Annotated in this window: 21 protein-coding genes; 7 read left to right on the top strand and 14 right to left on the bottom strand. The window is 44.4% G+C overall.

Annotation, left to right across the window (positions count from 1 at the left end):
- Positions 1 to 79 precede the first annotated feature (79 nt).
- Positions 80 to 1,426: an MBL fold metallo-hydrolase RNA specificity domain-containing protein gene (locus ACLVWP_RS09370; RefSeq protein ID WP_413561548.1), complete on the top strand. Its 1,347-nt coding sequence runs from the start codon at positions 80 to 82 to the stop codon at positions 1,424 to 1,426.
- Between the two features lie 152 nt (positions 1,427 to 1,578).
- Here the strand turns inward: ACLVWP_RS09370 and ACLVWP_RS09365 are convergent, their stop codons facing one another.
- The 3 genes from ACLVWP_RS09365 to ACLVWP_RS09355 form a co-directional block, all read right to left on the bottom strand.
- Positions 1,579 to 2,580 carry a hypothetical protein gene (locus ACLVWP_RS09365; RefSeq protein WP_413561547.1) on the bottom strand — a complete coding sequence of 334 codons (1,002 nt, stop codon included), beginning with the start codon at positions 2,578 to 2,580 and terminating at the stop codon, positions 1,579 to 1,581.
- Positions 2,577 to 3,398, bottom strand: a complete 822-nt coding sequence (locus ACLVWP_RS09360) for a TIGR02147 family protein (RefSeq protein WP_413561546.1) — start codon at positions 3,396 to 3,398, stop codon at positions 2,577 to 2,579. Before ACLVWP_RS09360 ends, ACLVWP_RS09365 begins: the two co-directional genes overlap by 4 nt.
- A gap of 122 nt (positions 3,399 to 3,520) precedes the next feature.
- The gene (locus ACLVWP_RS09355; RefSeq protein WP_413561545.1) at positions 3,521 to 3,985 is read right to left on the bottom strand and encodes a hypothetical protein; all 465 of its coding nucleotides are present in this window, start codon (positions 3,983 to 3,985) and stop codon (positions 3,521 to 3,523) included.
- Between the two features lie 159 nt (positions 3,986 to 4,144).
- Between ACLVWP_RS09355 and ACLVWP_RS09350 the strand changes: the two genes are divergently transcribed.
- Positions 4,145 to 5,035, top strand: coding sequence for a hypothetical protein (locus ACLVWP_RS09350; protein ID WP_413561544.1), 891 nt, complete (start codon positions 4,145 to 4,147; stop codon positions 5,033 to 5,035).
- On the opposite strand, the gene ACLVWP_RS09345 is transcribed toward ACLVWP_RS09350, so the two are convergent.
- From ACLVWP_RS09345 to ACLVWP_RS09325, 5 genes are read right to left on the bottom strand one after another with little or no spacing between them, the layout of a single operon-like run.
- Positions 5,012 to 5,392, bottom strand: coding sequence for a methylglyoxal synthase (locus tag ACLVWP_RS09345; RefSeq protein ID WP_413561543.1), 381 nt, complete (start codon positions 5,390 to 5,392; stop codon positions 5,012 to 5,014). The two genes, ACLVWP_RS09350 and ACLVWP_RS09345, sit on opposite strands and share 24 nt — an antisense overlap.
- Before the next feature lie 11 nt (positions 5,393 to 5,403).
- Positions 5,404 to 6,354 carry a hypothetical protein gene (locus tag ACLVWP_RS09340; RefSeq protein ID WP_413561542.1) on the bottom strand — a complete coding sequence of 317 codons (951 nt, stop codon included), beginning with the start codon at positions 6,352 to 6,354 and terminating at the stop codon, positions 5,404 to 5,406.
- 8 nt (positions 6,355 to 6,362) lie between these two features.
- Positions 6,363 to 6,680 carry a KH domain-containing protein gene (locus ACLVWP_RS09335; protein WP_413561541.1) on the bottom strand — a complete coding sequence of 106 codons (318 nt, stop codon included), beginning with the start codon at positions 6,678 to 6,680 and terminating at the stop codon, positions 6,363 to 6,365.
- On the bottom strand, positions 6,677 to 7,534 hold the full coding sequence (locus tag ACLVWP_RS09330) for an alpha/beta hydrolase-fold protein (RefSeq protein ID WP_413561539.1): 858 nt from the start codon (positions 7,532 to 7,534) through the stop codon (positions 6,677 to 6,679). Before ACLVWP_RS09330 ends, ACLVWP_RS09335 begins: the two co-directional genes overlap by 4 nt.
- Positions 7,535 to 7,578: 44 nt before the next feature.
- Positions 7,579 to 7,980, bottom strand: a complete 402-nt coding sequence (locus ACLVWP_RS09325) for a hypothetical protein (RefSeq protein WP_413561538.1) — start codon at positions 7,978 to 7,980, stop codon at positions 7,579 to 7,581.
- A 164-nt stretch (positions 7,981 to 8,144) separates the two neighbouring features.
- Between ACLVWP_RS09325 and ACLVWP_RS09320 the strand changes: the two genes are divergently transcribed.
- Positions 8,145 to 8,846 carry a hypothetical protein gene (locus ACLVWP_RS09320; RefSeq protein WP_413561536.1) on the top strand — a complete coding sequence of 234 codons (702 nt, stop codon included), beginning with the start codon at positions 8,145 to 8,147 and terminating at the stop codon, positions 8,844 to 8,846.
- A 75-nt stretch (positions 8,847 to 8,921) separates the two neighbouring features.
- Here ACLVWP_RS09320 and ACLVWP_RS09315 read toward each other — a convergent pair whose 3' ends face one another.
- Complete coding sequence (locus tag ACLVWP_RS09315) at positions 8,922 to 11,852, bottom strand: M28 family peptidase (RefSeq protein WP_413561535.1); 2,931 nt, start codon at positions 11,850 to 11,852, stop codon at positions 8,922 to 8,924.
- 57 nt (positions 11,853 to 11,909) lie between these two features.
- Here ACLVWP_RS09315 and ACLVWP_RS09310 point away from each other — a divergent pair, with 57 nt between their 5' ends.
- Both ACLVWP_RS09310 and ACLVWP_RS09305 read left to right on the top strand, forming a co-directional pair.
- A complete protein-coding gene (locus tag ACLVWP_RS09310) occupies positions 11,910 to 12,545 on the top strand; it encodes a 2'-5' RNA ligase family protein (protein WP_413561533.1) in 636 nt (211 codons plus the stop codon).
- Entirely contained in the window at positions 12,542 to 13,684 is a 1,143-nt protein-coding gene (locus tag ACLVWP_RS09305) for an RNA methyltransferase (protein ID WP_413561532.1), read from the top strand. Before ACLVWP_RS09310 ends, ACLVWP_RS09305 begins: the two co-directional genes overlap by 4 nt.
- Here ACLVWP_RS09305 and ACLVWP_RS09300 read toward each other — a convergent pair.
- From ACLVWP_RS09300 to ACLVWP_RS09285, 4 genes are all read right to left on the bottom strand, one after another.
- Positions 13,667 to 14,194 (bottom strand): RDD family protein, encoded by a 528-nt coding sequence (locus ACLVWP_RS09300; protein ID WP_413561530.1) that lies wholly within the window; start codon positions 14,192 to 14,194, stop codon positions 13,667 to 13,669. The two genes, ACLVWP_RS09305 and ACLVWP_RS09300, sit on opposite strands and share 18 nt — an antisense overlap.
- A 73-nt stretch (positions 14,195 to 14,267) precedes the next feature.
- Positions 14,268 to 16,157, bottom strand: a complete 1,890-nt coding sequence (locus ACLVWP_RS09295) for a hypothetical protein (RefSeq protein WP_413561528.1) — start codon at positions 16,155 to 16,157, stop codon at positions 14,268 to 14,270.
- Positions 16,158 to 16,421: 264 nt separating this feature from the next.
- On the bottom strand, positions 16,422 to 17,075 hold the full coding sequence (locus ACLVWP_RS09290) for a L,D-transpeptidase family protein (RefSeq protein WP_413561526.1): 654 nt from the start codon (positions 17,073 to 17,075) through the stop codon (positions 16,422 to 16,424).
- Positions 17,076 to 17,154: 79 nt separating this feature from the next.
- Complete coding sequence (locus ACLVWP_RS09285; protein ID WP_413561523.1) at positions 17,155 to 18,702, bottom strand: hypothetical protein; 1,548 nt, start codon at positions 18,700 to 18,702, stop codon at positions 17,155 to 17,157.
- Between the two features lie 114 nt (positions 18,703 to 18,816).
- Here ACLVWP_RS09285 and ACLVWP_RS09280 point away from each other — a divergent pair, with 114 nt between their 5' ends.
- Positions 18,817 to 19,875, top strand: a complete 1,059-nt coding sequence (locus ACLVWP_RS09280) for a mechanosensitive ion channel family protein (RefSeq protein WP_413561521.1) — start codon at positions 18,817 to 18,819, stop codon at positions 19,873 to 19,875.
- Entirely contained in the window at positions 19,856 to 20,680 is an 825-nt protein-coding gene (gene ttcA, locus ACLVWP_RS09275) for a tRNA 2-thiocytidine(32) synthetase TtcA (protein ID WP_413561519.1), read from the top strand. The genes ACLVWP_RS09280 and ttcA overlap by 20 nt, the downstream gene beginning before the upstream one ends.
- Here ttcA and ACLVWP_RS09270 read toward each other — a convergent pair.
- On the bottom strand, positions 20,622 to 21,233 hold the full coding sequence (locus ACLVWP_RS09270; RefSeq protein WP_413561518.1) for a glutathione S-transferase family protein: 612 nt from the start codon (positions 21,231 to 21,233) through the stop codon (positions 20,622 to 20,624). The genes ttcA and ACLVWP_RS09270 overlap by 59 nt on opposite strands.
- Positions 21,234 to 21,287 lie beyond the last annotated feature (54 nt).

Raw genomic sequence — 21,287 nt, 5'->3', positions numbered from 1 at the left:
GCCATTTTTCATTTCATTCGACATCTTTAGGTGAGATTCTGTTTACGAAATCAGGAGGTCGTAAATGGAAATCGCCTTTTTGGGTGCCGCTGGAACTGTCACAGGTTCAAAATTCTTGGTGAACGATAAAGGCACGCGCATTCTGGTTGATTGCGGAATGTTTCAAGGATTCAAAGATCTGCGTGAATTAAACTGGCAAGATTTTCCATTTGATACACGAGATATTAACGCTGTTGTTTTAACTCATGCTCATCTGGACCATTGTGGTGCTTTGCCTTTATTGGTGAAACGTGGATTTAAAGGACCTATTTACTGCACACATCCAACATTAGAACTCACGCAAATCATCTTAATGGATTCCGCCAAGATCCAAGAGGAAGATGCTGATTACGCTAATAGAAAAGGCTTTTCCAAACACCGTCCAGCCCTGCCTTTATATACCACTGAAGATGTTGAACGTACTTTACCGATGTTAAAACCCATCGATTTACATACGCCATTTCAAATTGGATCTTTAACGATTGAATTCTTTAGTTCAGGACATATTTTAGGGGCTGCTTCAGCATCAGTTTCAAACGGTGTTAAAAAGATCCATTTTTCGGGTGATTTAGGTAGGTATTCAGACCCTTTAATGCCTGAACCTGAAGCTTTGTCTAAAACAAACTATGTGGTGATGGAATCTACTTATGGAGATCGCGATCATTCAAACGTTTCATCTAAAGAAGTCCTTAAAAACTGCATTTTAGAGATCGCAAAATCCAGGGGAGTCTTGTTAATTCCAAGTTTTGCAGTAGGGCGGGCGCAAAATCTGTTATTTGAAATCACTGAATTAAAAAGAAACGGGGAAGTCCCCGCCCAAATCCCCGTTTACTTTAACTCGCCAATGGGCCATGAGGTGGCAAAACTCTATGAGGAATATCATGGGTTTCATCGTCTCGGATCAGGTCAATTTGCAGAGATTATGTCTGAAGTTCACACAGTTAAAACGGCCGAAGATTCTAAGGCTTTAAACGATGATAAATCGGGCCCAAAAATCATCATCGCAGCGAGCGGAATGTTAACTGGTGGCCGAGTTTTACATCATGTGAAAGCATTGGCACCTGATTCAAGAAACATGATCTTGCTGGCTGGATTTCAAACACCAGGAACTCGTGGACATAGTTTATTAACGGGCTCTAAAGAGATCAAAATCCATGGTCTTTATGTAGATATAAACTGCAAAGTTGTTTCATCGGATTCGTTTTCAGCACATGCAGACAGAAGCGAGCTTTTAAGATGGCTTAAATCAGGCCCACAGGCACCGGAAAGAGTCTTTCTGGTGCATGGAGAAAGCCAATCTGCAGATGAGCTTAGAAAGCGTATAAATCGCGATTTGAATTGGGATGTCGTTGTGCCAAGAATGAATCAAATCATCGCAACGAACTGAGCTTTAAGAACCTAGGTATTTAGGCCTGAAAAAGGCCTCTAATATGGTTATATCAGATCTGACACATATATGATGTTACATAATATAACTTATCAGAAGCTTTTATGGGCCTTTTCCAAAGCCCACTTTAACGCCTATTTCTGTGGTTTTAACTATAAAGGATCACGATCCAAAGAGCTTCTAGATTCGCAGCGAAGTCTGGCTTTTCTCTTTTCGCCTTTTAAAAAGGCCTGAACTCTTCCTGTTGCATTGAACATGGGAATCGCATCTGGGATTTCGACAATGGTACTGATCTTGGTTTCAAGATCTTTGATTTGCAATCTCATCGGGCTTCCATCAACCATCCAAGTGCGAACACTGAATTCAAATCCACCTTGATTATAAAGGTGTTCATTTTGATCCACTCCAGGTTTCCAAGTGAAGATATTCTGGTCGTCATTAAGCTCAATAGAACAAGTCACATCGACATTAAATAATGCCGGCGTATTGGTAAAACCAAAGATGCCAGTTTCAGAGCGCGGTAAATCACTTAAAACTTCATCAACTTGTCTGCGCAATTCAGACTCTTCCAATCCTGTATAGATAAGCCCGATAATTTGGCGTGTTCTATATGAACTTTCATCGCCGAATTTCTTGCGAAGAGCAAAATAGATTTGTTCATGCAACAGAACCGCCGCTTTTTGATACGATGAAAACTCATAGGTATCCCATACGCGTGTGGAATACAGAATTTTTCCATCCATTGTGGCTGTCGCTAATTGAACATAAGAAACCAGACCACCAGGGCAACTTGTTGCTGGTGGTTTATAAAGTAATTCTGCATCTGGGATGTAACTTAAGGCCCCGTCCATCGCGACCAAAGAGCTACCAATTGGTAGAATTTTTTCCGTTAAAATAGCATCAAGATTCGGAAGGACGTCTTTAATGTATTTGCGTTGCTCATGAAGCAAATCCCAAACGTTGCCTTCTTTTTCTTTAAGGCCACGGGCCATGTAAAACTCAACCTTCGTCAAATCGGCAGATTTAATCCAAATGACTTTCCCGGTACCATCGTTTTTACGACAAGCCCAACCGCCGCCGCCATTATTCACGCGCGGAGCTGCGATCGCTGTATCAATAGCAAGCAATGAAATTAGAAATAACATCCATTTCATACGAGGTCCTTTTTGGAAGATTTAGAAAGTGCGTAAAATTGCAAATTAACTTGGTAAACTTCTTCGCCCGGATTTTTTTCTAAATCACGAATGAATTGATCCATAAATAAACGAAGACGTTTTTTTGCTTTGGGAATATCTGATTTCAAAATCGGAATTGAAGCATTTTGAAATTCAATTTCTTCAACAGTTTGTGATGTCAAAGCCATTGCCGCCAAATGCAATTGCTGGCGGTGATTTTCACGAACCGCTTGCGATGGCACATCATGAGGAGTGGAAATATCACCATCATTAACAGCCACGTATTTGCCATTTTCTTTATTGATAAACCCAAGCTTTAACAAGCGCTGGAAAGATTCCTTGGCAACTTCAGTGGGAATCCCCAATCTCTCCCCGATCCATTTCCCCGTCCCACGAAAATCTTTCGTATTTAACAAGGCTAAAATCGCAAAGTGATGCCAGTCGGCGACAGCTTTAAATTGCTCCAAAGAAAGAACAGTTTTCGGGGCTTTTTGAGTTTTAAGAATTCGTGCACGTAATTGCTGGCCGCTGCGTGAGGTCTCGATCAATTGATCGCGAGCGACGAGTCTCATTAAATGAGCTTCTTCTTCAGGAGAAAGATCCAAAATTTGACTGATCTTACTGGCAGCCCCAATAGATAAAGTCTTTTGGGAGTTCATGACTCGCGACAAGTAAGAGTGGCTCATGCCGGCGATTCTAGCGAAGCTTCGCAAACTCATATTGCGATGAGAAACTTTGCTTAAGAATAAGTCCCGCAAAAAACCCTGATAATCTTGGTATTCTAATGGAGAAATCATGGCCCCGATATAGTGGGCAAACACTCAGAAGTCTATAAGCTTGGTGCCTTCTGGTAACCATTTCCATGAACCGGTTGAATCCGGCCTCAGGGCGATACCGGTGACCTCAGGACACCATAAAATTAGTTTAAGATAATATGATTATTTACGATGACTATGTTGGAGATCGGCTCCAGAAGCTCTAAATGAACATGGGGCTTGTGAGGGCTGTGATTTCCCAGGACGGAATTATTATCGATACGGAATCTGCGACGGCCATCAGCACTTAAATAAACGCCGCTGCCAGGTTGGCCAATTTCTTTATAACCAGAACCCATCCATTTTTCACCCAAGGATAAAGCCTCAGTCTGATTGATTCTATAACGACTAGTGATTTGACCATGGCCTTCGATAGTTTCAATGATGACGTCATTTAAAAGAGGTTCCGAAACAGATTCTTTAAGGGGGGCAGATCTAAGAATTTTATCAGAAAAAATCGAGCGACACTGAAGGTTGGTTTCCGCCTTCGCAAAGGAGGTTACCAAAGCCATCACGGCAATAACAATGAGCTGAATTAGGAATTTGGCTTTAGTACTTACGAACTGCATGCGTGTTCCATGTGCGATTTCTAGGCCGCCTTAATATCTAATATAACCGACCTCAGAGAGAGGCCGCTGATAACACTCTGAACAGATGCCATTTTAAGTCAGGCCCCCGCCTTGCATTTTTAAAAAGACATGAGAATTCTGCTCCCCAAATTCATTATAATGGCTTTGAAAGCCTTTATGCTGGCTATGGCTTGTACAGCTGTCATGCCTTTACAGGCATTGGCGGCTCATAGCTGTGAGTACGTCTTTGCGGCAGAATTAACGACTGTCCCTGAGGCCTTTTACCAGCGCCTTGGCGGCAAACCTTTGAATGATAAATCGATAGACTCTGAAAAGACTCTCGCTAACGTTTTGAAGCTGACTGAAAAGCTCTTTCAAGCAAACTCACGAAATGTCGAGCAAGGGCGAGTGTATAATCCCATTCGTTTGTCTGATTATTCTGTGGAGAGTGTTAAACTCATGCCGGGTAAGTTCGCTGATGGTTACGGCGTCTTTATCGTGAAACTAAAAAGTCGCGTCGACGAAGACGATATCAGCTACGAATATGTGCGCTCGAATGGTGTTGCCGCGTTTATGGATAAATCCCTCCAATTCAGACAAGAGGGGCATCATGACCCTTTAGTGAAGCGCTATAAGGCTGCTTATTTGGAACACGAGACTGTTCGCTTAGTTGATCAAGGCGAAGTCTATCTTTCAAGTCTCCCCGATCAAATTCAGCTTTCTCGGGTGATGAATGCTTCAGAGAAAATACAATGGGCTCGAGGCAATCCCATTAAAGTAGGACCGTTCGGTGCGAAAACTCACTTTGCTGTGAACTATTTTAAATTTCAAGGCAACGAGCCGGTTTTAATTCCTTTTTCAAAACAGGAACTTTTACAAGCTTATCGTCGCGGAGATGTCGAAGTGAATACTTATGACGTGCTTAAGCGTGATGAAATATGGACTGGGAAAATAGATTTAGAATTTGAAGTGGTCTTTAACGGTCTTAAAGCTATGGAATCCCTAAGACCGCATTTACAAAAAGTACTAGTCCATCAAACCGCGGATTAACAATTCCGCCGAAGCTGGGTTTGTCGCCAACGGCACATTGTGCACATCACACAAACGCATCAACATAGAAATATCGGGGTCATGGGGATGCATTCCTAATGGATCTCTAAAGAAAATCACGCCCTGACATTTCTTGGTTGCGACTTCGGCAGCGATTTGTGCATCACCGCCTAAAGGTCCTGACAAACGACGAGTCACTTTCAAGCCAGCGGCTTGCAACAAACGCCCTGTATTTCCAGTAGCAGAGATATTGTATTTCTTAAACTCATCAATGTGATCCCGAACAAAGGACACCATAAGCGCCTTTTTACCATCGTGTGCGATTAGAGCCAGATGCTTCTTGGTTTTCTTCTTCATGAACAACGACCTTACTGAAGTTGATTGAGTTGAGCTTGCTTTTCTCGCAAGAGCTCCTGAATAGATCGAATCACTTCCTGTTGTCCTTGTAAATTTCTTTCGGCTTGTTGGGCCTGAGATTGGCCCGACATCTGGGAATATCGTCGCTGCCTATAGGCGTACTCAAGTCGTTGAATATCTTCTCTTAACGAGGTGATTTCACTTTGAGTCTCTTCACGGGCTTGGGCATTGTCACTGGCAACTTGACGTGCCTGAGTTTGAATCGCTTGAGATTGTTCTAATGCCCGAGCAGACAGCTCGAGTTTCTGCACTTTCATATTTTGCAGCTGCTGTGTTTGATCGATCAAAAGCTGTTGCAATGTTTGTAGTCTAGCCTGTTTTTCGTTTATATAGTTGTTATTCAAATTCCAGAATGCAATTTCCTCTTGAGTATTTCTTAGTAAAGCCTCTTGATCACGGATGTTTTGATCCATTTGCTCTTGATAAAAGCGCAGTGAAGTATCTTGCTCGGTTTGCAGACGTTGAGCTTCACGCTGGATATCTGACTCCGACATCTGATCTCCCCGCAAAAGGTCTGTAAGATAGGAGATCTCTTGAGTGGCGTTGCTGATTTGATTTCGGTAACTCAGCTCGGTTTGCGTGGGATTACTGCGTCGACGAATATCATCGATGTATTGCTGCTGAGTTTCGAGCTTTTGGTTCTCTTGATACAATTGATTAGAAAGAGACTGAATCTCTTGCTGAAGTTGGTTTTTCCGAACGCTATTATCTGGCAAAGAGGCTGCGACAGTAGGTTCCGCCACCGCCGCTGTTGTTCGACGACGCAACAATCTTTGCGTGTCATCGTTTTGCTCCGAGACGATTTCCTGTGTTCTTTTAAGATCCTGGCCGAATTTTGCAAACCAAACAGCAAAGCCCACAACAATGATCACGACCAGCAGGAACAAGGAATTTTTAGTCATCTTACCACCTAGACCGGGATCTCCACGATGGAACGAATTCCATTTCTAGCTGTCATGGCGTGAACCACAGCTCTAAGTCCCATAATAGTTTTCCCTTGAGCACCGATCACTTGCCCGAGGTTGTCTTTCGCGCAATTCACTCTATACACCGTGGTCTTTGGACCCACGTAAGTAGTCACCGTAACTGTGTCGGGTTGGTCTACCAAATAGCGGACCAGCTTCTCAATCAACAGACGGATCTCTTCGCGGTATTCATCCGCATTGACATCATCGCCTTTAATGCGATTTTCGTCTTTAAACCCCTTATATGATTCCATATCGTTCATTTCGAAACTCCTCTGATAAAATCAGCAGCTCCCTGACGATTGAAACTACAGTGCCATCCATAAACTGGAGCCCACTGCGCCTGGAAGCCATATTTTTTAATTGTTTCTACGAAAATTTCTGAACCCTCTTGAAAACCAAAATTATCTCCCCGACCCGTTGAAACATAATAGAGCGGCTTCAAGATTTCGGTGGGATAGATCGCTGGTAACTTCATCGGATCGTGCTGATCCCAATCTGCCTGATCTACGATATAACGCTTTGAAATATCAATAATCGAATCTACTAAAAGACTTTCAGCATGGGTTCGTTGTTTATAGTCATCGATCTCGTCCGGAGTCGCAAAAGGCCCCATCACTGTCAAAGCGGGACATAACAAAACCACTCGCGAGAACATGCCGGGGTTTCTTAAGGAAGCTTCGGCGGCATTAAATCCACCCATGGATTGCCCAATAACCATCCGTCGTCCACCAGATAAACCGCCGACCTCGTTTTCTAAGTAAGGCAGGATTTGCTCGCGAAACAAATTCAGATACTGGAACTTTTGATTTGCAACCAGCATCCACACCGGACCAAAGGAAATTGAAATCACTGTGGGTTCGTACTTGCGAGCCAACCAGTGTTTTGCAATGGATCGAGTGTCTGATTTTTTAAACCAGGATTGTTCTGAACCGGAAATACCATGAAAGAAAAAAATGATGTCTTTATTGTGAGTGCGATCCACCTGATTAATACAGTATTTGGTATTCACACCAGAGAATATTTTAGAGGAACAATGATAATCCAAAACACCTGCCAGAGATGTTTTTAGATATAGAAAAGTAAATAGCGCCAGATACAGCGCGGGACTTCTCATGGGAGCCTCCATTTAAAATAGGCTCCGTCATGAAAACTCTAAATTCAATTTGCAATGTCGAAATCTTCGCGAACTCTGTGTTTAGACACGAGAACTTGTTCACCTGTATTCAGGCAACGAAGATAGAAATGATTGTAGCCAGTATTCGTGATCACAAAACGACTCGGGGCCTTCGGAGAAATCTTTTTCGCCAACACCGAACCCACATCCAGGGTTTCATACTTTTTTAAAAGCTTCTGAGAAACCTGCGCACGATAAACATGCAAGCCCACAGCGGCCACCAAAAAGATCAACGCTGTAATCCCACACACGATCCAGTGAAACTTTTTGTCCAGCAAAATAGAAAACGAAACCGGTGCCATCACAGACACCAATACGATCGCAGCCGTTAGGCGGCGTTCCTGTTTTTGATACTTTCTAAATTCGTCGGAAAAAGTAGATGACATCTGGCAAACCCTCTCGCTGGGAGACTCATATAAGAACACAAAAGGTTAATGTTCTTCGAGTCCAGAATTGGTTAAAGTTTTGTTGGGTATTTTTTTGCTGCTCCGTTTCCGTTGCTGACAGCAGCTTTGGTCTGCGTTCTCCTGAAAGAACCAGTGAGGTATTTATGCAACTTTTGCTTTCCCTTTTGTTCGTTCTGCCAGGAATGGCGTTTGCCCAATCTCAGGACAGTCAGTCTTGTCAGGATCGTGTTGAGAGAGGCGGCAGCATCCAGGTGCAAATGCGCCCCACAGCCTCAGGATCGTGCTTTGTTTCGGTCAGTAACTTCAAGGGCAACTCGATGGTTTACCGCGGCTACGTCTTTGCTGAAGACGGGAACCTGATGATCTTTAACTCCTTTGGAACTGGACCTATCTCAGAATCCACGGGAGCGCGTGAGTTCTATACATTTCCGCGTCGCCACACAAACCCGACATTCAAATGGAATGAAGAAGTTCGTCGTTTGGAAGTCACCTCGACTGTGGGAGATGAATATTACTTCGATTATGAAACAGCCCAACTGTCTGGGATGAATAAGGCTGAAGTTCAGGTCGCTTCTGAAATCACACCTTACAACAACGGCGGCGTAGAGATTAAGAAGTATCAAGGCTTGATCCTGGACGCTGGATTCAAACGCGGCTCAGCACCTACGGGAGTTCCAAAAGCCAAGGCAAAGTTTATCGATGCCGCAGGAACTTCATGTAATATCTTAATTGGTGATGTGTTCACCTACAGCCCTGATGGCGATCCCTACATCAAATATTCTGATAAGAATTTGGCAAAGTACTTAAAAACGAAATGCCCGAAATTGAAATTTCCAGCAAACTAGAAATCTAATGAAAAAGGGGAGTTAACCACTCCCCTTTTTCTTTTCCTGGACTCCCCTGAGCCCCATTTTTGAAAATTACTCTTTCAGTTTCGGTGTGACTTTAAGCTCAATCACTTTTCCGGAGCGCAAGACTTTTAAAGTCGTCTCTTTGTTCGGCTTCACCGCTTGAAGTGCATAAACGTAATCGTAAATGTTATCGATCTTAGTGTTATCAAACTCGATCATGACGTCTTTTTCCAGAAGTCCGGCTTTTTCAGCTGGACTGTCTTTTGAAACACCTGAAAGCAGAACTCCTTTGATGCCTTCTTGAGTGTAGTCAGGAATTGTTCCCACATAGACTCGGAAGATTCTGCCTTCCATATTATTCTGTGAGCTTGCGACCTTAACATATTTTACTGAAGTTTTGGACGACATCGCGATCTGGTCATTAAACCCTTTCACGACATCTAAAACTTTCACTAGACCTTCAAAGTTCAACAAATCCATCGTGTCACGTGGCGTATGATATTCCTGGTGAGCCCCTGTAAAGAAATGCGCCGTCGGAACTCCCGCCATATAAAGAGCCAAGGAATCTGTCGGCAAGTAAGGATCTTCTTGAGTCACCATGGGAACCAGGGTTTTCGCTTCCACTTGCTCTGCCATTGCAGTCCAGGTGTCACCAGACCCCAGGCCTTGCACAAACAGACGATCACGCAGGCGGCCCACCATATCCATATTTAGATAAGCTTCGATCTTGCGAGTGCCCATTTCTTTGGTGAAGTGAGTGGAACCAAGATTCCCAAGCTCTTCGCCGGACCACACAGCAAACATCAAGCTCTTCTTAAGCTTTCCTGGTTGGGTCTTTTGCAAATTTGCATAGTAATGAGCAAGCTCCATCACGCCAGCAACACCCGAAGCGTTATCATCAGCTCCACCGTGAGGAAGACCTTGTTCGTCCTTTTTAGCTAGCGAACTTCCCGCAACTCCCAATCCTAAATGATCTCCGTGAGCACCAATCAAAATACTGGACTTCGCACCTTTGACTGGAAGCTCAGCAATGACATTAATGCCTTTAGATTTTTGATATTGCAGATCAATATTTGCCTTTAAATACGTAGAAGGAATGGCAATTCCTGGCGTAACTTCGCCTTTATCCAACACGGACTGCTCAGATTTAAGATCTTTCCCCGCACGTTTTAGCAAGTCATCCGCCAATTTCGCAGACACTCGAATCACGGCGATACTGGATTCAGAAAGTGAACCCTCGAATTTAACAGAACCAAACGCATCCGAACGCTGACTTGAAGGACCATAAACAGCGATCAAGCCGACAGCTCCTTCATTTTTTGCAACCGTAACCTTATGTTGCATTCTTGAGTATAGATTCAAATACTGGCGGCGGGCTGAAGGAATATTCTCGGGAAGATCCGTAAAGACCATCACCCATTTGTTTTTAACATCAAGGCCCTTATAAGAATCATAAGCGGCCTCTTTGTCAGATGCGGGGGCTTTAATGCCGTAGCCTGCAAAAACAATCGGCGCACCACTGACTGGACCGTTCTTAGAAAACGAAAGCGGTTGATAATCCTGAGAGACCTTGAGATCTGATTTACCTTTACCAATAACCTCAAGTAAGTTCTTATCACCCAGACTCACACCTGAAGTAAACTCGAAGGTTTGGAAGTAAGTCCCTTTAGTTCCTGCGGGTTTTAATCCCCAGGCCTTAAATAGCTCCGCTAATTTATCGCTGTAAACTTTCTCTTGAGTGCCACCCGTACTGCGGCCTGCAAATTCATTCTGTGTTAAATAACCCACCCAAGTTTTAAGATCGGTCACATTGATGTCAGCAGATAAAGACGCTTTGGCTGGATCGTTAGTGGGTAATTTCAACAGACGACGAGCCTGAGCATCGTCCCACTTAGCCATCACAATCTGTGAATCCCCTTTTTGATTTCTGTGGGTCCAGGACAAGTTTTTGCCGTCTGGCGTGAAAACCGGAAGACCATCAAAGTCATCGGCGAAAGTCACACGCACTGGATCTGATTTTCCCGCAGCATCCACAATGAACAACTCAAAATTTGTGAAGCCCAAGACACTCGACCCAAACACAATGTAATCACCTGATGGATGAAAGAAAGGCGCCCAGGACATGGACTTCAATTTCGTCACGGGCTTTTGCTCGCTGCCATCGATATTCATCGTATAGATTTCAGCCATCGTTCCTAAGGCATTGAAACGACGCCAAGTGATCTTTTTACCATCGGCACTGAAAAAGGGACCGCCATCGTAACCTTTGGCATCCGTCAGACGGCGCACATTAGATCCATCCGCATTCATAATATAAATATCCATCATGTAGGACGGATCTTGATCAAAGTACTTCTGGTCTTCTGAAGACATTTTTTCAGTATAGGCCGCGCGATTGGAGGCGAAAACAATATGCTTCCCATCTGGGGAGTAAGCGCCCTCCGCATCGTAGCCTTTTTCTTTAGTCAGACGCTTCAGGTTCTTACCTTCAAGGTCAGAAGTCCAAATGTCGTAGTTTTCATCAAAGGACCAAGAGTACTTAGCTTTAACGGCCTTTTTACGGTTCTCGATCTCCTCAGTCATTTTCTTTTTAGAATCAGGATCTGCATGAGTGGACGAGAACATGACTTTTTTCATCGAAGGATGAATCCAGCCACAAGTGGTTTTACCCGTACCCGTAGAGACACGACGAGTTTCACCGCTTTTAAGATTCATCACATACATCTGATAAAAAGGGTTCCCAGGCTCACGTTCACTTTGAAAGATCATGTGGCTACCGTCTGGACTGAAATAACCCTCACCTGATTTGGGTCCTACAAACGTCATCTGACGTGTTTCACTAACCAAACTATTCGGGGAGTTTACGAAGACCGCACCAACTGTTCCACCATGAGATTCTGGAGCAGAAGTTTTAGTTTCTTTGCTTTGGCAGGACGAACTCATCGCTGCTAGCGCCGTAAGAGGTAGAAGATATTTAAGTAGCACTTTCTCTTTTTTCATAGTGTGTGTAGGCTAGGAGTAACTGGGGACCTAGTCAAACAACTTGGGAGGATGCTTGTGCGCGCAATTCAATGGGTTTTCATTATGATTTTGCTAAGTTCATGTGCGACATCCACAAAGAATCAAATGCGGGAATTCAATTACACGGACGAGGTTTATACTCCAGCGCCATTCATTGCCCACGAAGGCAGCGGTCCTTTCAAGAACTATCTGGCAATGAATCTGACTTACTCAGGATGGCAATCCATTCTAAAGGACCTTGAATCAGCTCTCCATGAGCCCTTACGAAATCGCGCGGAAGCTCACATCACAGTGATCAATCCAGTTGAATTCGACAAAGTCCTAAGCCGCCATTTGAAAATGAAAGACATCCATCAGGTGGCTGAAAAAATGGCCTTACAAAAAAGCCCTTATCGCCCCCTTTGCGTGGGTAAGGGATCGGTCCAAATCAACGGAGAAGAGGAAAACACGTATTTCGCGGTGGTCGAATCGGAAGCTCTTTTCCAAATCCGCAAAGCCATCAATGAACTTTATATCAGCAAGGGTGGGAAATCTGGTGAATTTAACCCAGAATTGTTTTTCCCACACGTAACTCTGGGGTATACTGAGCGCGACTTACACTATGAAGATGGCGTGAAAAAAGATGCTGCCAGCTGCATATACAAATTGGAGCCCGGTCCCCGTTCTAAATGATGCTACCTGAACCACAAACTCTTATCCCTTGTCCCTATGAAAGCACCTGCTCTGGCTGTCAGTTGCTGGCGCTACCCTATGGGGAGCAGGTTGAGTTAAAAAAGAACGAACTGCGCGCTTTGTTTTTGAGCCATAACCTCAAACATCCCAAAGATATCCAATTCCTCTCTCAAGGTGCAGCTTATTTGCGCGATCGCCTGGATTACAGCCTGCAAGACGGCCGACTGGGACTTTACGGCAAGAACTCCCGCGAAATCGTCGACATCGAAGTTTGTGCGCAGCTATCTCCGGAGCTTCAAGCTTGGTATACAGAATTTAGAAAAATCAAATGGCCTTTCACTAAGGGTTCGATTCGCTTAAGAGTCGGCCCCCAAGGTGAACGTGGTGTGTGGCTTGATTTCGCAAATATCGACATCAAAGCCTTGTTAGACGAAAAAGAAATTTTAAAATCTTTGCAGTCCCAAGCCTTTGTTGAAATCGGTCAACGTCGCAAAGTTCCGGTATGGAATGGCAGCGAATACAAACTCAAAGATCCAGAGCTTCATGTTTGGTTTACAACGTGGATGAATGAAGTCCCAGTGAACCTTTACTGCCATGTTGCAAGCTTCACTCAGCCAAGTTTAAAGGCAAACAGACTGATTGCAGATAAGATCTCGGCTTGGGTTCATAAATATCCTAATGCTCGTATGATCGAGTTTGGATCTGGGATTGGAAATCTAACTTTGCCAGCGCTGGCGACAGCGAAATCAGTTCTAGCTTGTGAGATCGATGCGCTATCTTTAGAGGGACTTGAGAAAACAGTTCTTATGTTACCTTCTGATCTTAAATCTCTCTCTGAAAAACTGACTATTTACCGCGGCGATTTTCAAAAAAAGATCCTTCAGGATTTTTCTCAGTTTGATGGCGTCTTAGCAAATCCGCCGCGCTCAGGATTGATGGGGTTCTTGAATCCTTTAGAAGAGCTATCGCCCTCAGAAAGACCGCCGTTCTTTATTTATATGTCGTGTTTTCCAGAATCCATGGCTGTGGATGCAGAACGCCTGCAATCCTTCGGATATAAGATTACCGAACTTGCAATTGTGGATCAATTCCCACAGACAGCGCACTATGAAGTTTTAGCTTTATTTCAAAGAAAATAGACGAAGCCCGCAGAGTTTTCCTGTCAGATCGCCGCCTAAAATTAAAGACAACGCAGGTAAAACCACAACACCTGTTACCAGAATCAGCGTCGAACGCTTTAATACGCGCAATACATAGCGAGTTTCCATGCGCTCATGGGGTTGCCCCAGACGAATATTGCACGCCCATTCACCGATCGTAGAGCCCGTTAAAACACGAGTCGCAATGAGGTAAACCCAAGCACTCACCGCATAGATTTCTAAAAGTAAAATCAACTGCGATTGTGTGTGAAAGAACGTATTAATCACACTTGCCGCAGACGTTTTCATCAGAAGTGAAAATGAAATCAAAAAGGCACAGCTGATAGCGACTAAAATCAAACCATCAATCACAGAAGCCATCAATGACCACAGAGCCAGACGATACCCTTTGCGTTTGCGTGAAGGTCCACCTTGAAAACCCGTCCCGGTTGAGAAATTCAACTCCCCACGAGACTTAAAAAGGTCCTTTTGTGGACCCCTTAAAGGCACAGGGGCTTCTCGTTTCCGAGGAGCCCGCTGTGGATTTTCTTTTCTGTTTATTTCTGTATTTGCCATCTAGCTTCTAGCGAACACCGCTGCTGATTGGCGATCCGGTTGTTGTACCACCCTCTGATGGAGGAGGTTCCGGATATACGATCGTCGGTGGCGTACAGACTCCGTTGACGAGTGTATTTGGAGCATCACACGTCGGAGTTGTTGGGCCTGGGTCGATTGGAGTGATCGTAGTTCCAGGAGTCGGCGACACAGTTGCCGTCGAAGTTGGCTCTGGTACTGGAGCTGGCTCCTCGTAAACTGGATCTTTTTTGTCTTTCTTCTTATCTTTTTTCAACAACAACCATGCAAGAAGAGCTGCTACAGCGATACCTGCACCGATGTAGAGACCTTTTTTCTTACACCAGCTCCACTCAGAACATTCTTCTTCTTTAGGAGCCACTTTGCCGCCAACGCCACCTACTGCGGCAACAGCTGGGCAACCCATTTTAGTTTGACCGATTTCGCCTGTTTCTTCTGGTGGATTACCAGAGTTTTCACAAACGCATGAACCGTTCGCATCTAGTTTTGTGCCTGGAGTTGTTTGCGCACAAGTGTCTTCTTTAATTGGCGGCGGAGCGATCACGATCGGTGGACCTTGCTCAACCAATGCTGCCAAACCGAAGTAACGCTTTTTAAGAGCTTCACAAGCTTGAACTTGGTCGCCTTTAACGTCAGTACGAGTTGACCATGCATCTTGGTTTTCAGGACCTGTTACTGCACCTTTTGTACAGAAATCAGCTGCATTAGAGTAATGCTGTCTCAAACCATCCGTATAGTTATCAAGAGCTTTCAAACAAGCTTCAGAAACCGTAGATTCACCATTCAATTTACATAGAGCTGAGTCTTTACCTTTAGCCGCTACGATAGATTGGATGATTTTCTCTTTACCAGAAGCAGACAACGGTGCGCGATCGTTACATTGAGCAGTAGCTGTCTTAACTGATGACTTAATACAATGCGGGTTACCATTGTTATCTTCGAAACCGAAGATCATTGGATTACATGGAAGACCGCCGCTATTCGCACAAGCAGAAACTTTATCTTTAATAGCTTGGCTAAATGGGAGCGTACTAGCACTTGCCAACAAAGTATCGCGACCTACATCGGCACGAGCACAAGAGTTTTGGTGATAGCTAGCAATCCAACCGGAAGCCACACAAGGACCTGTTGCTGCGTGAGCGTCTGGAAGCAACATGCTCCATACATACTCAATCGCATCACGGTTCAAGATTTCATTCATCGCGCCTTTTTTACCGCCGCCAGAAGTGAAAACTTTGTCAGCAGCCTCGGAGGCTTCACGCATACGAAGCAAAACATCAACTTGCTGACGCAAAGTTGGAAGCTGAGCGATCTCACGACCTTTCAAGAATCTTTTTTGCGTCGTGTATCTTGTTTTCTTAGGTGGAACTTTTTCTACAGGAACTTCCAATGATTTTTTGATCACTGGGTCTTTTGCAAGTTTAGCAACTACTTGGTCGAAATTGTTGTAACGTTGCAAGTCTTTCGCAGACAAATAAACGGAATTGATTTTTACAAATCTTTCCTCGTCACCTGTGAAAGTCATTGTCATCGTTTTTCCATCCTTCATCAGGAAGTTCAAACGAACTTGCTCTTTACCATCTGGTCCTTTAAAGCTTGAAGCTTCAACGGAAGGCATTGGTTGATCGCGATTGATGCGAACCCATTGATCCAATTGGCTCTGAGGCTTCTTAGGGAAAACGTGACGAACACGTTGCCAGAACTGACCTACAGTTTGTTTCTCTGTAGAGATCTTAGTGTCCTTCAGGAATTGGTTGATTAATTGCTTTTGATTAGCCGCTGCTGCGCCTTGCGCGACTGGCGCCATACAAAATGTAAAAACAGATGTACTGACAGCAAGTACTTTCAGTGCTTTGAACGGCTTCAATTTCAATCTCATAACGACCTCATAGTTGTGGTTCTTTTCGGTACATCACGCTAAATACTTAACAAGAACCCGCACTTAACTTCGATTCCCAAGATGTCGTCTCAGACTGAGATATCAGCCCTTGCTCACTCAAGACCTTCGTCGATGCTATTCTGGCTAAACAAACTATCTATCATGTTAAGGGATTTCCTCAAATTCTCGAAGGACTCTGTAAAAGACCTAGACCTTTTTTGACATAAAAAAAGCCTCCCTTTTCACTGGGAGGCTTGATTTGCCTTATTGTTCCGGCGGATTCGCTGGGTCAACAGGACCCGGCTCTGCGGGAGGTGGCATTTTACAGATTTCAACCGGCGTTCCCTTACCAGCCATCGAGAAAATTTCATCTATTTCGGTATTCGTTACCGCGATACATCCTGACGTCCAATTATAAAATGGATGAACAGCCGACACCAACGTGTTTTGCGCGGGATCGTTCGGGAATCCGTGGATCATAATATCGCCACCCGCAGAACGACCTTTGGATTTTGCATAAGCGCGGTCTGCTTTATTGGGATAATCGATATGAAGACCTTTATAAAAAAGGCTTTCGGCATTTTTGCCATCGATTTTATAAACGCCCTCTGGAGTTTTTTTATCGCCCTCAAACTGCTTGTGACCAAATGGGTTTGAACCGAATGCCACATCGTAAGTTTTCAAGACAACATCATCGCGCAAGATATAAAGTTTTTTGCGAGTTTTAGAAATGATGATGCGATCAAGCTTAGTGCCGTCGATAAAGAAATTTTTAAATTGGTGGGGAGTCAGATGATAGAGATTATCCAAACGCTCTAGATCATCACAGTAGGAACTTGTCACAGCCAGTGCCTGATGAGGAGCCACTGTTACAGCAGAAACCACGAACAAAGATAGAAATAAAGAAAGTGTTTTCATGCCCGGGGTTATAGCCTAGAAAGCCTCCCCCGCCTAGAATTCTGTACGATATTTCTTTTTTATAATTATTTCACTTAAATCAGTGCGTAAATGCCGTTTTTGGACATGATTGGATGCAGCTTTCACGAGCTAATACGACGCGTTTATCCATACAAGCGGAAGTTCCTTTATGGCGAACCACTGAAAGAGTTCCGATACTTGGCGTGTAGTTTTTTGCATTAAATTTTGCCAAGCACGCATAGTAAGCATACTTGGTTAGACCCGCCTGCATTTTCTCACTCGTCGGCAGATAATCTTTCGCCAAAGAGCGATTGATACCGACACCTTCTTTACTTGGAGAGCTTTGCGCTACAGTAAAGTCGAAACCATCCACAGTCAGTTTACTGCAATCAGCAACCGTTTGAGCACGTGCCAAACCAAAGGGATCTGCACCCACGCGATCTATCAATACGACGTGACCACGAACTGCGACGATGTCACCCGCTTTGATATTCACCGAAGGAGTCACCGTAATTTTGCTTAAACAAGTCAGACCATTGTTTTGCGGTTCCACGTAAGATGTCGAACCCCATGCCCAAGAATCAGAAGCTTTCAACGCGCGACCTTGTTTTAAACGTAAACCTGCTGTTGCCATCGATGTATAGACATACCCAGAACAATCAATGCCAAGAACACTCGTGCCATCGCCGCCATTTTTGAATAAATCAATCGGAGATGATGAAGATGTGGTTGCATAAGGCTTACCACCGTAATCATAAATCAAAGGATTCTTACGAACATTAAAGCAGCTCGATCCGTACTCAGTGACTTCCTTCAAATAAGGGTGAGTCGCTTGAACTTGCGCAAGGCTTGCAATCATACGCTTGCTGCCGACGCCATCGGAATGCGTCCCCGTGATCGCAATACCTTTAATATCTGCGACTGAATCATCCAAAGCTGGAACTTCCAAGCTGTTACATGATTGATAAGCCGTGGCCAACGCCCAGCGCTCACCAAACACTGCCAAAGGAACACCGGCCTCCACAGCAGCTTTCTTGTGATACTCGTAATCGGCATTTGCTTGAACTTCAGGCACCAAGTTCTCTGAAGGACTTGATGTGTCTTCTGTTGAACCCGCAGCTGTATTTGAATCTGTTGATGGACAGTTTAAATCCATCGCTTTGATTGTCGTGGAGAGCTTGTCAAAGTTTCCACGCACGCGGTCCTGCATGTAAGAGCGGAATGTCGTTGAACGATCACCCACATCAATGGCTGATAACAAACCAAGCAACTGATCGGATGTTTCAATGCGCTCACCCTGAATGGTTTCCGACAACAAAGACTCCACCAAACTATCCAGCTCAGTTTGCAAGCGGGAGATTTGCTCTGGAGTCATGCGCGGATTTTCTTGTGCGAGCTTATCCACTTGGGATTTCATCGCGGACTTTAAATCCATTGCTGACGGAATGGACTTTTGCTCTATCAAATAGCTTTTAAGTCCATCATAAAGTTTTTCTTCAAGCTGCTGATTTTTGCAGGCGATATCTGAAACGGTCTGAGAGGCCATACCATCAATTGCAGCGGGATACTGCTGCCCACAGGCAACAAGTAAGACGGATGCAGACATAGACAATATTAGTTTTCTCATGCAGAGCCTATCGGCTCAGCGAGCACCGTTCCAAACCCAATTCGGAAAAATAATTTGTCTCGACTAGACTAAAAAATAGTCACTATACTAATGATTAACGGGGACGCGAAAATCATGGCAGAAAAGCTCATCAAAATTAATGTACTGTACGATATCCTTCAGCTTGAAGGTTACATTCTGATTGGAAGTCTGCTCGCGATTGCGTGGCTCTTTTACAAGTTCTTCTTAAAAGAAGTGAATGAAGAACGTCACAAAAGTATTCGTAAACATTTCAGATTGTTACTGCGTCACTTCGTTATTCTAAGTTTCCTTTTTGTGCTGTTTATCTTTATGCAAAGTTCTGAGGCGCAATTAGGAAGTCTGAATCGCTTCACGCCTTACATCGCGGTCCTGACATTTATCTGGGCTAACATTGTTTTCGTAAAAACCGCGCGCCTAACAGTTTTGCAGTACCTTTTCCTAGGCTCCATGAAGCACGGTGTTCCCTTACTTCTGGTAAATATTTTTTCACTGATCATGTCCATTGCGCTTTTGTTCTGGGGCATCAACCGCATCTTTGGCTTGGAATTAGCGCCCTTACTTGCGACGTCCGCGGCTGCCTCAGTGATTCTGGGTTTGGCTCTGCAAGATACTTTGGGAAATCTATTCGCAGGGATTTCTTTGCAGCTGGATCGCAATTTTGAAATCGGTGATTGGTTAGAAATCACCAGCGGGATTCAAAAAGCGACAGGCCAAGTTAAGGAGATCTCCTGGAGATCGACGACGCTTGTGGGTTTTTCTGACGAGATCATCACTTTCTCAAATCGCTTTATGGCGAATGCACAGATTTCAAACTTCTCCCCGCCTGACAACCCGATTTTACGTCGCTTGGTCTTCCGTATCGCTTATGGGGAGAACGTAGAGCTTGCTAAGCAGATCCTAGAGAAAGTGGTCGCAGGGATTGGCGAGGTTCGTGGGATTCCAGCTCCTTGGGCCTATGTCTCCGACGCCAACGAACACTGGGTGGAACTGAAAATAATTTACTTTATTGACCATTACAGCGCCCAATACAGCATTGGCGACAAGGTTTATACGCGTGGATTCGCAGAACTGACGGCCGCAGGCGTGAAATTAGCTCGACAAGTCGTCGAGATTTCGTCTAAAAATAGCCCTGATGTCACCAGTAAACTTTGAGCTTCCGCTCGCTATTAAAATCCGCAAACAAATCGTTCAAGCTTTGAATGATTTCAATATGATCGAGGACGGCGACAAACTGATGGTTTGCGTCTCCGGCGGTAAGGATTCGAGCGTTCTCTTAGCTTTGCTGACAGAGATCCAAAAACGTTCTGAACGTCGCTTTGAAATTGAGGCGGCTATTTTAGATCAAAAACAACCTGGATTTGATGCCACTGATTTCAAAGTCTGGATTGAGTCCTTAGGTGTAAAACTTCACGTTATCGAAAAAGACACTTACTCCATCGTAAAACAAAAATCCCAGGGAGCTACATTCTGTTCTTTGTGCTCTCGCCTTCGTCGCGGCATTTTATACGATTATGCCCATAATCTAGGTTTCACGAAAATGGCTTTAGGTCACCACCGCGATGATACGGTTCACACAGCTCTACTGAATCTGTTTTATGCGGGCCAAACGGCTGCTATGCCGCCAAAACTACGCTCGGATGATGGACGTAATATCTTAATTCGTCCTCTGGCTTATGTGTCTGAGCGTGATATTGAAGAAGTTGCCGCAGCTTGGGCTTTCCCGGTGATCCCGTGCAACCTGTGCGGCTCTCAAGATGGTTTGAAACGCCAACGCGTAAAAAAACTAGTGCGCGATTTAGAAAAAGAAATTCCGAACATCTACGCCACCATTCAAAATGCGATGGGGAACGTAAAGCCCAGCCAAATGTTGGACCAGGCTTTGTGGGATTTTAAAGGACTTAAGCCATCCCCTTCTGAACAGCAGGACGCTCCGAAATCTTCTGAGCCCACTGTTTAAGCTTCGGCGCTCCGCTCATTACATCTGGCATTTTTTCTAGCATCGCAGCCACCCAAGGGTACGTGCAAATATCTGCGATGGTGTAATTGCCACCAGCCAGATAATCATTCTTACCTAGTTGAGTTTCTAGCACTCCCACGATACGACGGCTTTCTTTATCAAAGCGCTCGATAAAAGCTGGGACCTTAGGATCCATCGAATTGTGGCCGTAGTTTAAGTTCCCAAAATTAGGACCGACTGCTGACATTTGGAACATCATCCATTCCATCACGTGCGCGCGCTCATCCAATCCATAACCGAAAAAGCGGCCTTCATATTTTGAAGACAGATAATAAAGAATCGCGGCACTTTCAAAGATCGTGACCGGACCAACAGGAGTGTTATCAACGATCACAGGAATGCGACCATTTGGATTCATCGCCAAGAACTCAGGTGTTTTCTGTTCGTTCTTTTTCAGATCGATTTCATGAAGCTTGTAGGGAATCCCTAACTCCTCGAGTAAAATCCAAACCTTGCGACCATTCGGCGTGTGAGCTGTGTAAAAATCGATCATGATGAACCTCCACATGAAATTGAACGCCCATCACTTGCAAAAAGCAATGATTCA

The sequence above is a fragment of the Bdellovibrio sp. HCB209 genome (assembly GCF_047306065.1).
Taxonomy (GTDB): Bacteria; Bdellovibrionota; Bdellovibrionia; order Bdellovibrionales; family Bdellovibrionaceae; genus Bdellovibrio.
This window is presented reverse-complemented; position numbering and strand designations above follow the sequence as displayed.

What these genes read in the sequence shown, in the direction of transcription:
- ACLVWP_RS09365 (WP_413561547.1), bottom strand. Translation starts at nt 2,580, where the DNA reads ATGAAATGGATGTTATTTCTAATTTCATTGCTTGCTATTGATACAGCG.
- ACLVWP_RS09360 (WP_413561546.1), bottom strand. Translation starts at nt 3,398, where the DNA reads ATGATTTCTCCATTAGAATACCAAGATTATCAGGGTTTTTTGCGGGAC.
- ACLVWP_RS09355 (WP_413561545.1), bottom strand. Translation starts at nt 3,985, where the DNA reads ATGCAGTTCGTAAGTACTAAAGCCAAATTCCTAATTCAGCTCATTGTT.
- ACLVWP_RS09350 (WP_413561544.1), top strand. Translation starts at nt 4,145, where the DNA reads ATGGCTTTGAAAGCCTTTATGCTGGCTATGGCTTGTACAGCTGTCATG.
- ACLVWP_RS09345 (WP_413561543.1), bottom strand. Translation starts at nt 5,392, where the DNA reads ATGAAGAAGAAAACCAAGAAGCATCTGGCTCTAATCGCACACGATGGT.
- ACLVWP_RS09340 (WP_413561542.1), bottom strand. Translation starts at nt 6,354, where the DNA reads ATGACTAAAAATTCCTTGTTCCTGCTGGTCGTGATCATTGTTGTGGGC.
- ACLVWP_RS09335 (WP_413561541.1), bottom strand. Translation starts at nt 6,680, where the DNA reads ATGAACGATATGGAATCATATAAGGGGTTTAAAGACGAAAATCGCATT.
- ACLVWP_RS09330 (WP_413561539.1), bottom strand. Translation starts at nt 7,534, where the DNA reads ATGAGAAGTCCCGCGCTGTATCTGGCGCTATTTACTTTTCTATATCTA.
- ACLVWP_RS09325 (WP_413561538.1), bottom strand. Translation starts at nt 7,980, where the DNA reads ATGTCATCTACTTTTTCCGACGAATTTAGAAAGTATCAAAAACAGGAA.
- ACLVWP_RS09320 (WP_413561536.1), top strand. Translation starts at nt 8,145, where the DNA reads ATGCAACTTTTGCTTTCCCTTTTGTTCGTTCTGCCAGGAATGGCGTTT.
- ACLVWP_RS09315 (WP_413561535.1), bottom strand. Translation starts at nt 11,852, where the DNA reads ATGAAAAAAGAGAAAGTGCTACTTAAATATCTTCTACCTCTTACGGCG.
- ACLVWP_RS09305 (WP_413561532.1), top strand. Translation starts at nt 12,542, where the DNA reads ATGATGCTACCTGAACCACAAACTCTTATCCCTTGTCCCTATGAAAGC.
- ACLVWP_RS09295 (WP_413561528.1), bottom strand. Translation starts at nt 16,157, where the DNA reads ATGAGATTGAAATTGAAGCCGTTCAAAGCACTGAAAGTACTTGCTGTC.
- ACLVWP_RS09290 (WP_413561526.1), bottom strand. Translation starts at nt 17,075, where the DNA reads ATGAAAACACTTTCTTTATTTCTATCTTTGTTCGTGGTTTCTGCTGTA.
- ACLVWP_RS09285 (WP_413561523.1), bottom strand. Translation starts at nt 18,702, where the DNA reads ATGAGAAAACTAATATTGTCTATGTCTGCATCCGTCTTACTTGTTGCC.
- ACLVWP_RS09280 (WP_413561521.1), top strand. Translation starts at nt 18,817, where the DNA reads ATGGCAGAAAAGCTCATCAAAATTAATGTACTGTACGATATCCTTCAG.
- ttcA (WP_413561519.1), top strand. Translation starts at nt 19,856, where the DNA reads ATGTCACCAGTAAACTTTGAGCTTCCGCTCGCTATTAAAATCCGCAAA.
- ACLVWP_RS09270 (WP_413561518.1), bottom strand. Translation starts at nt 21,233, where the DNA reads ATGATCGATTTTTACACAGCTCACACGCCGAATGGTCGCAAGGTTTGG.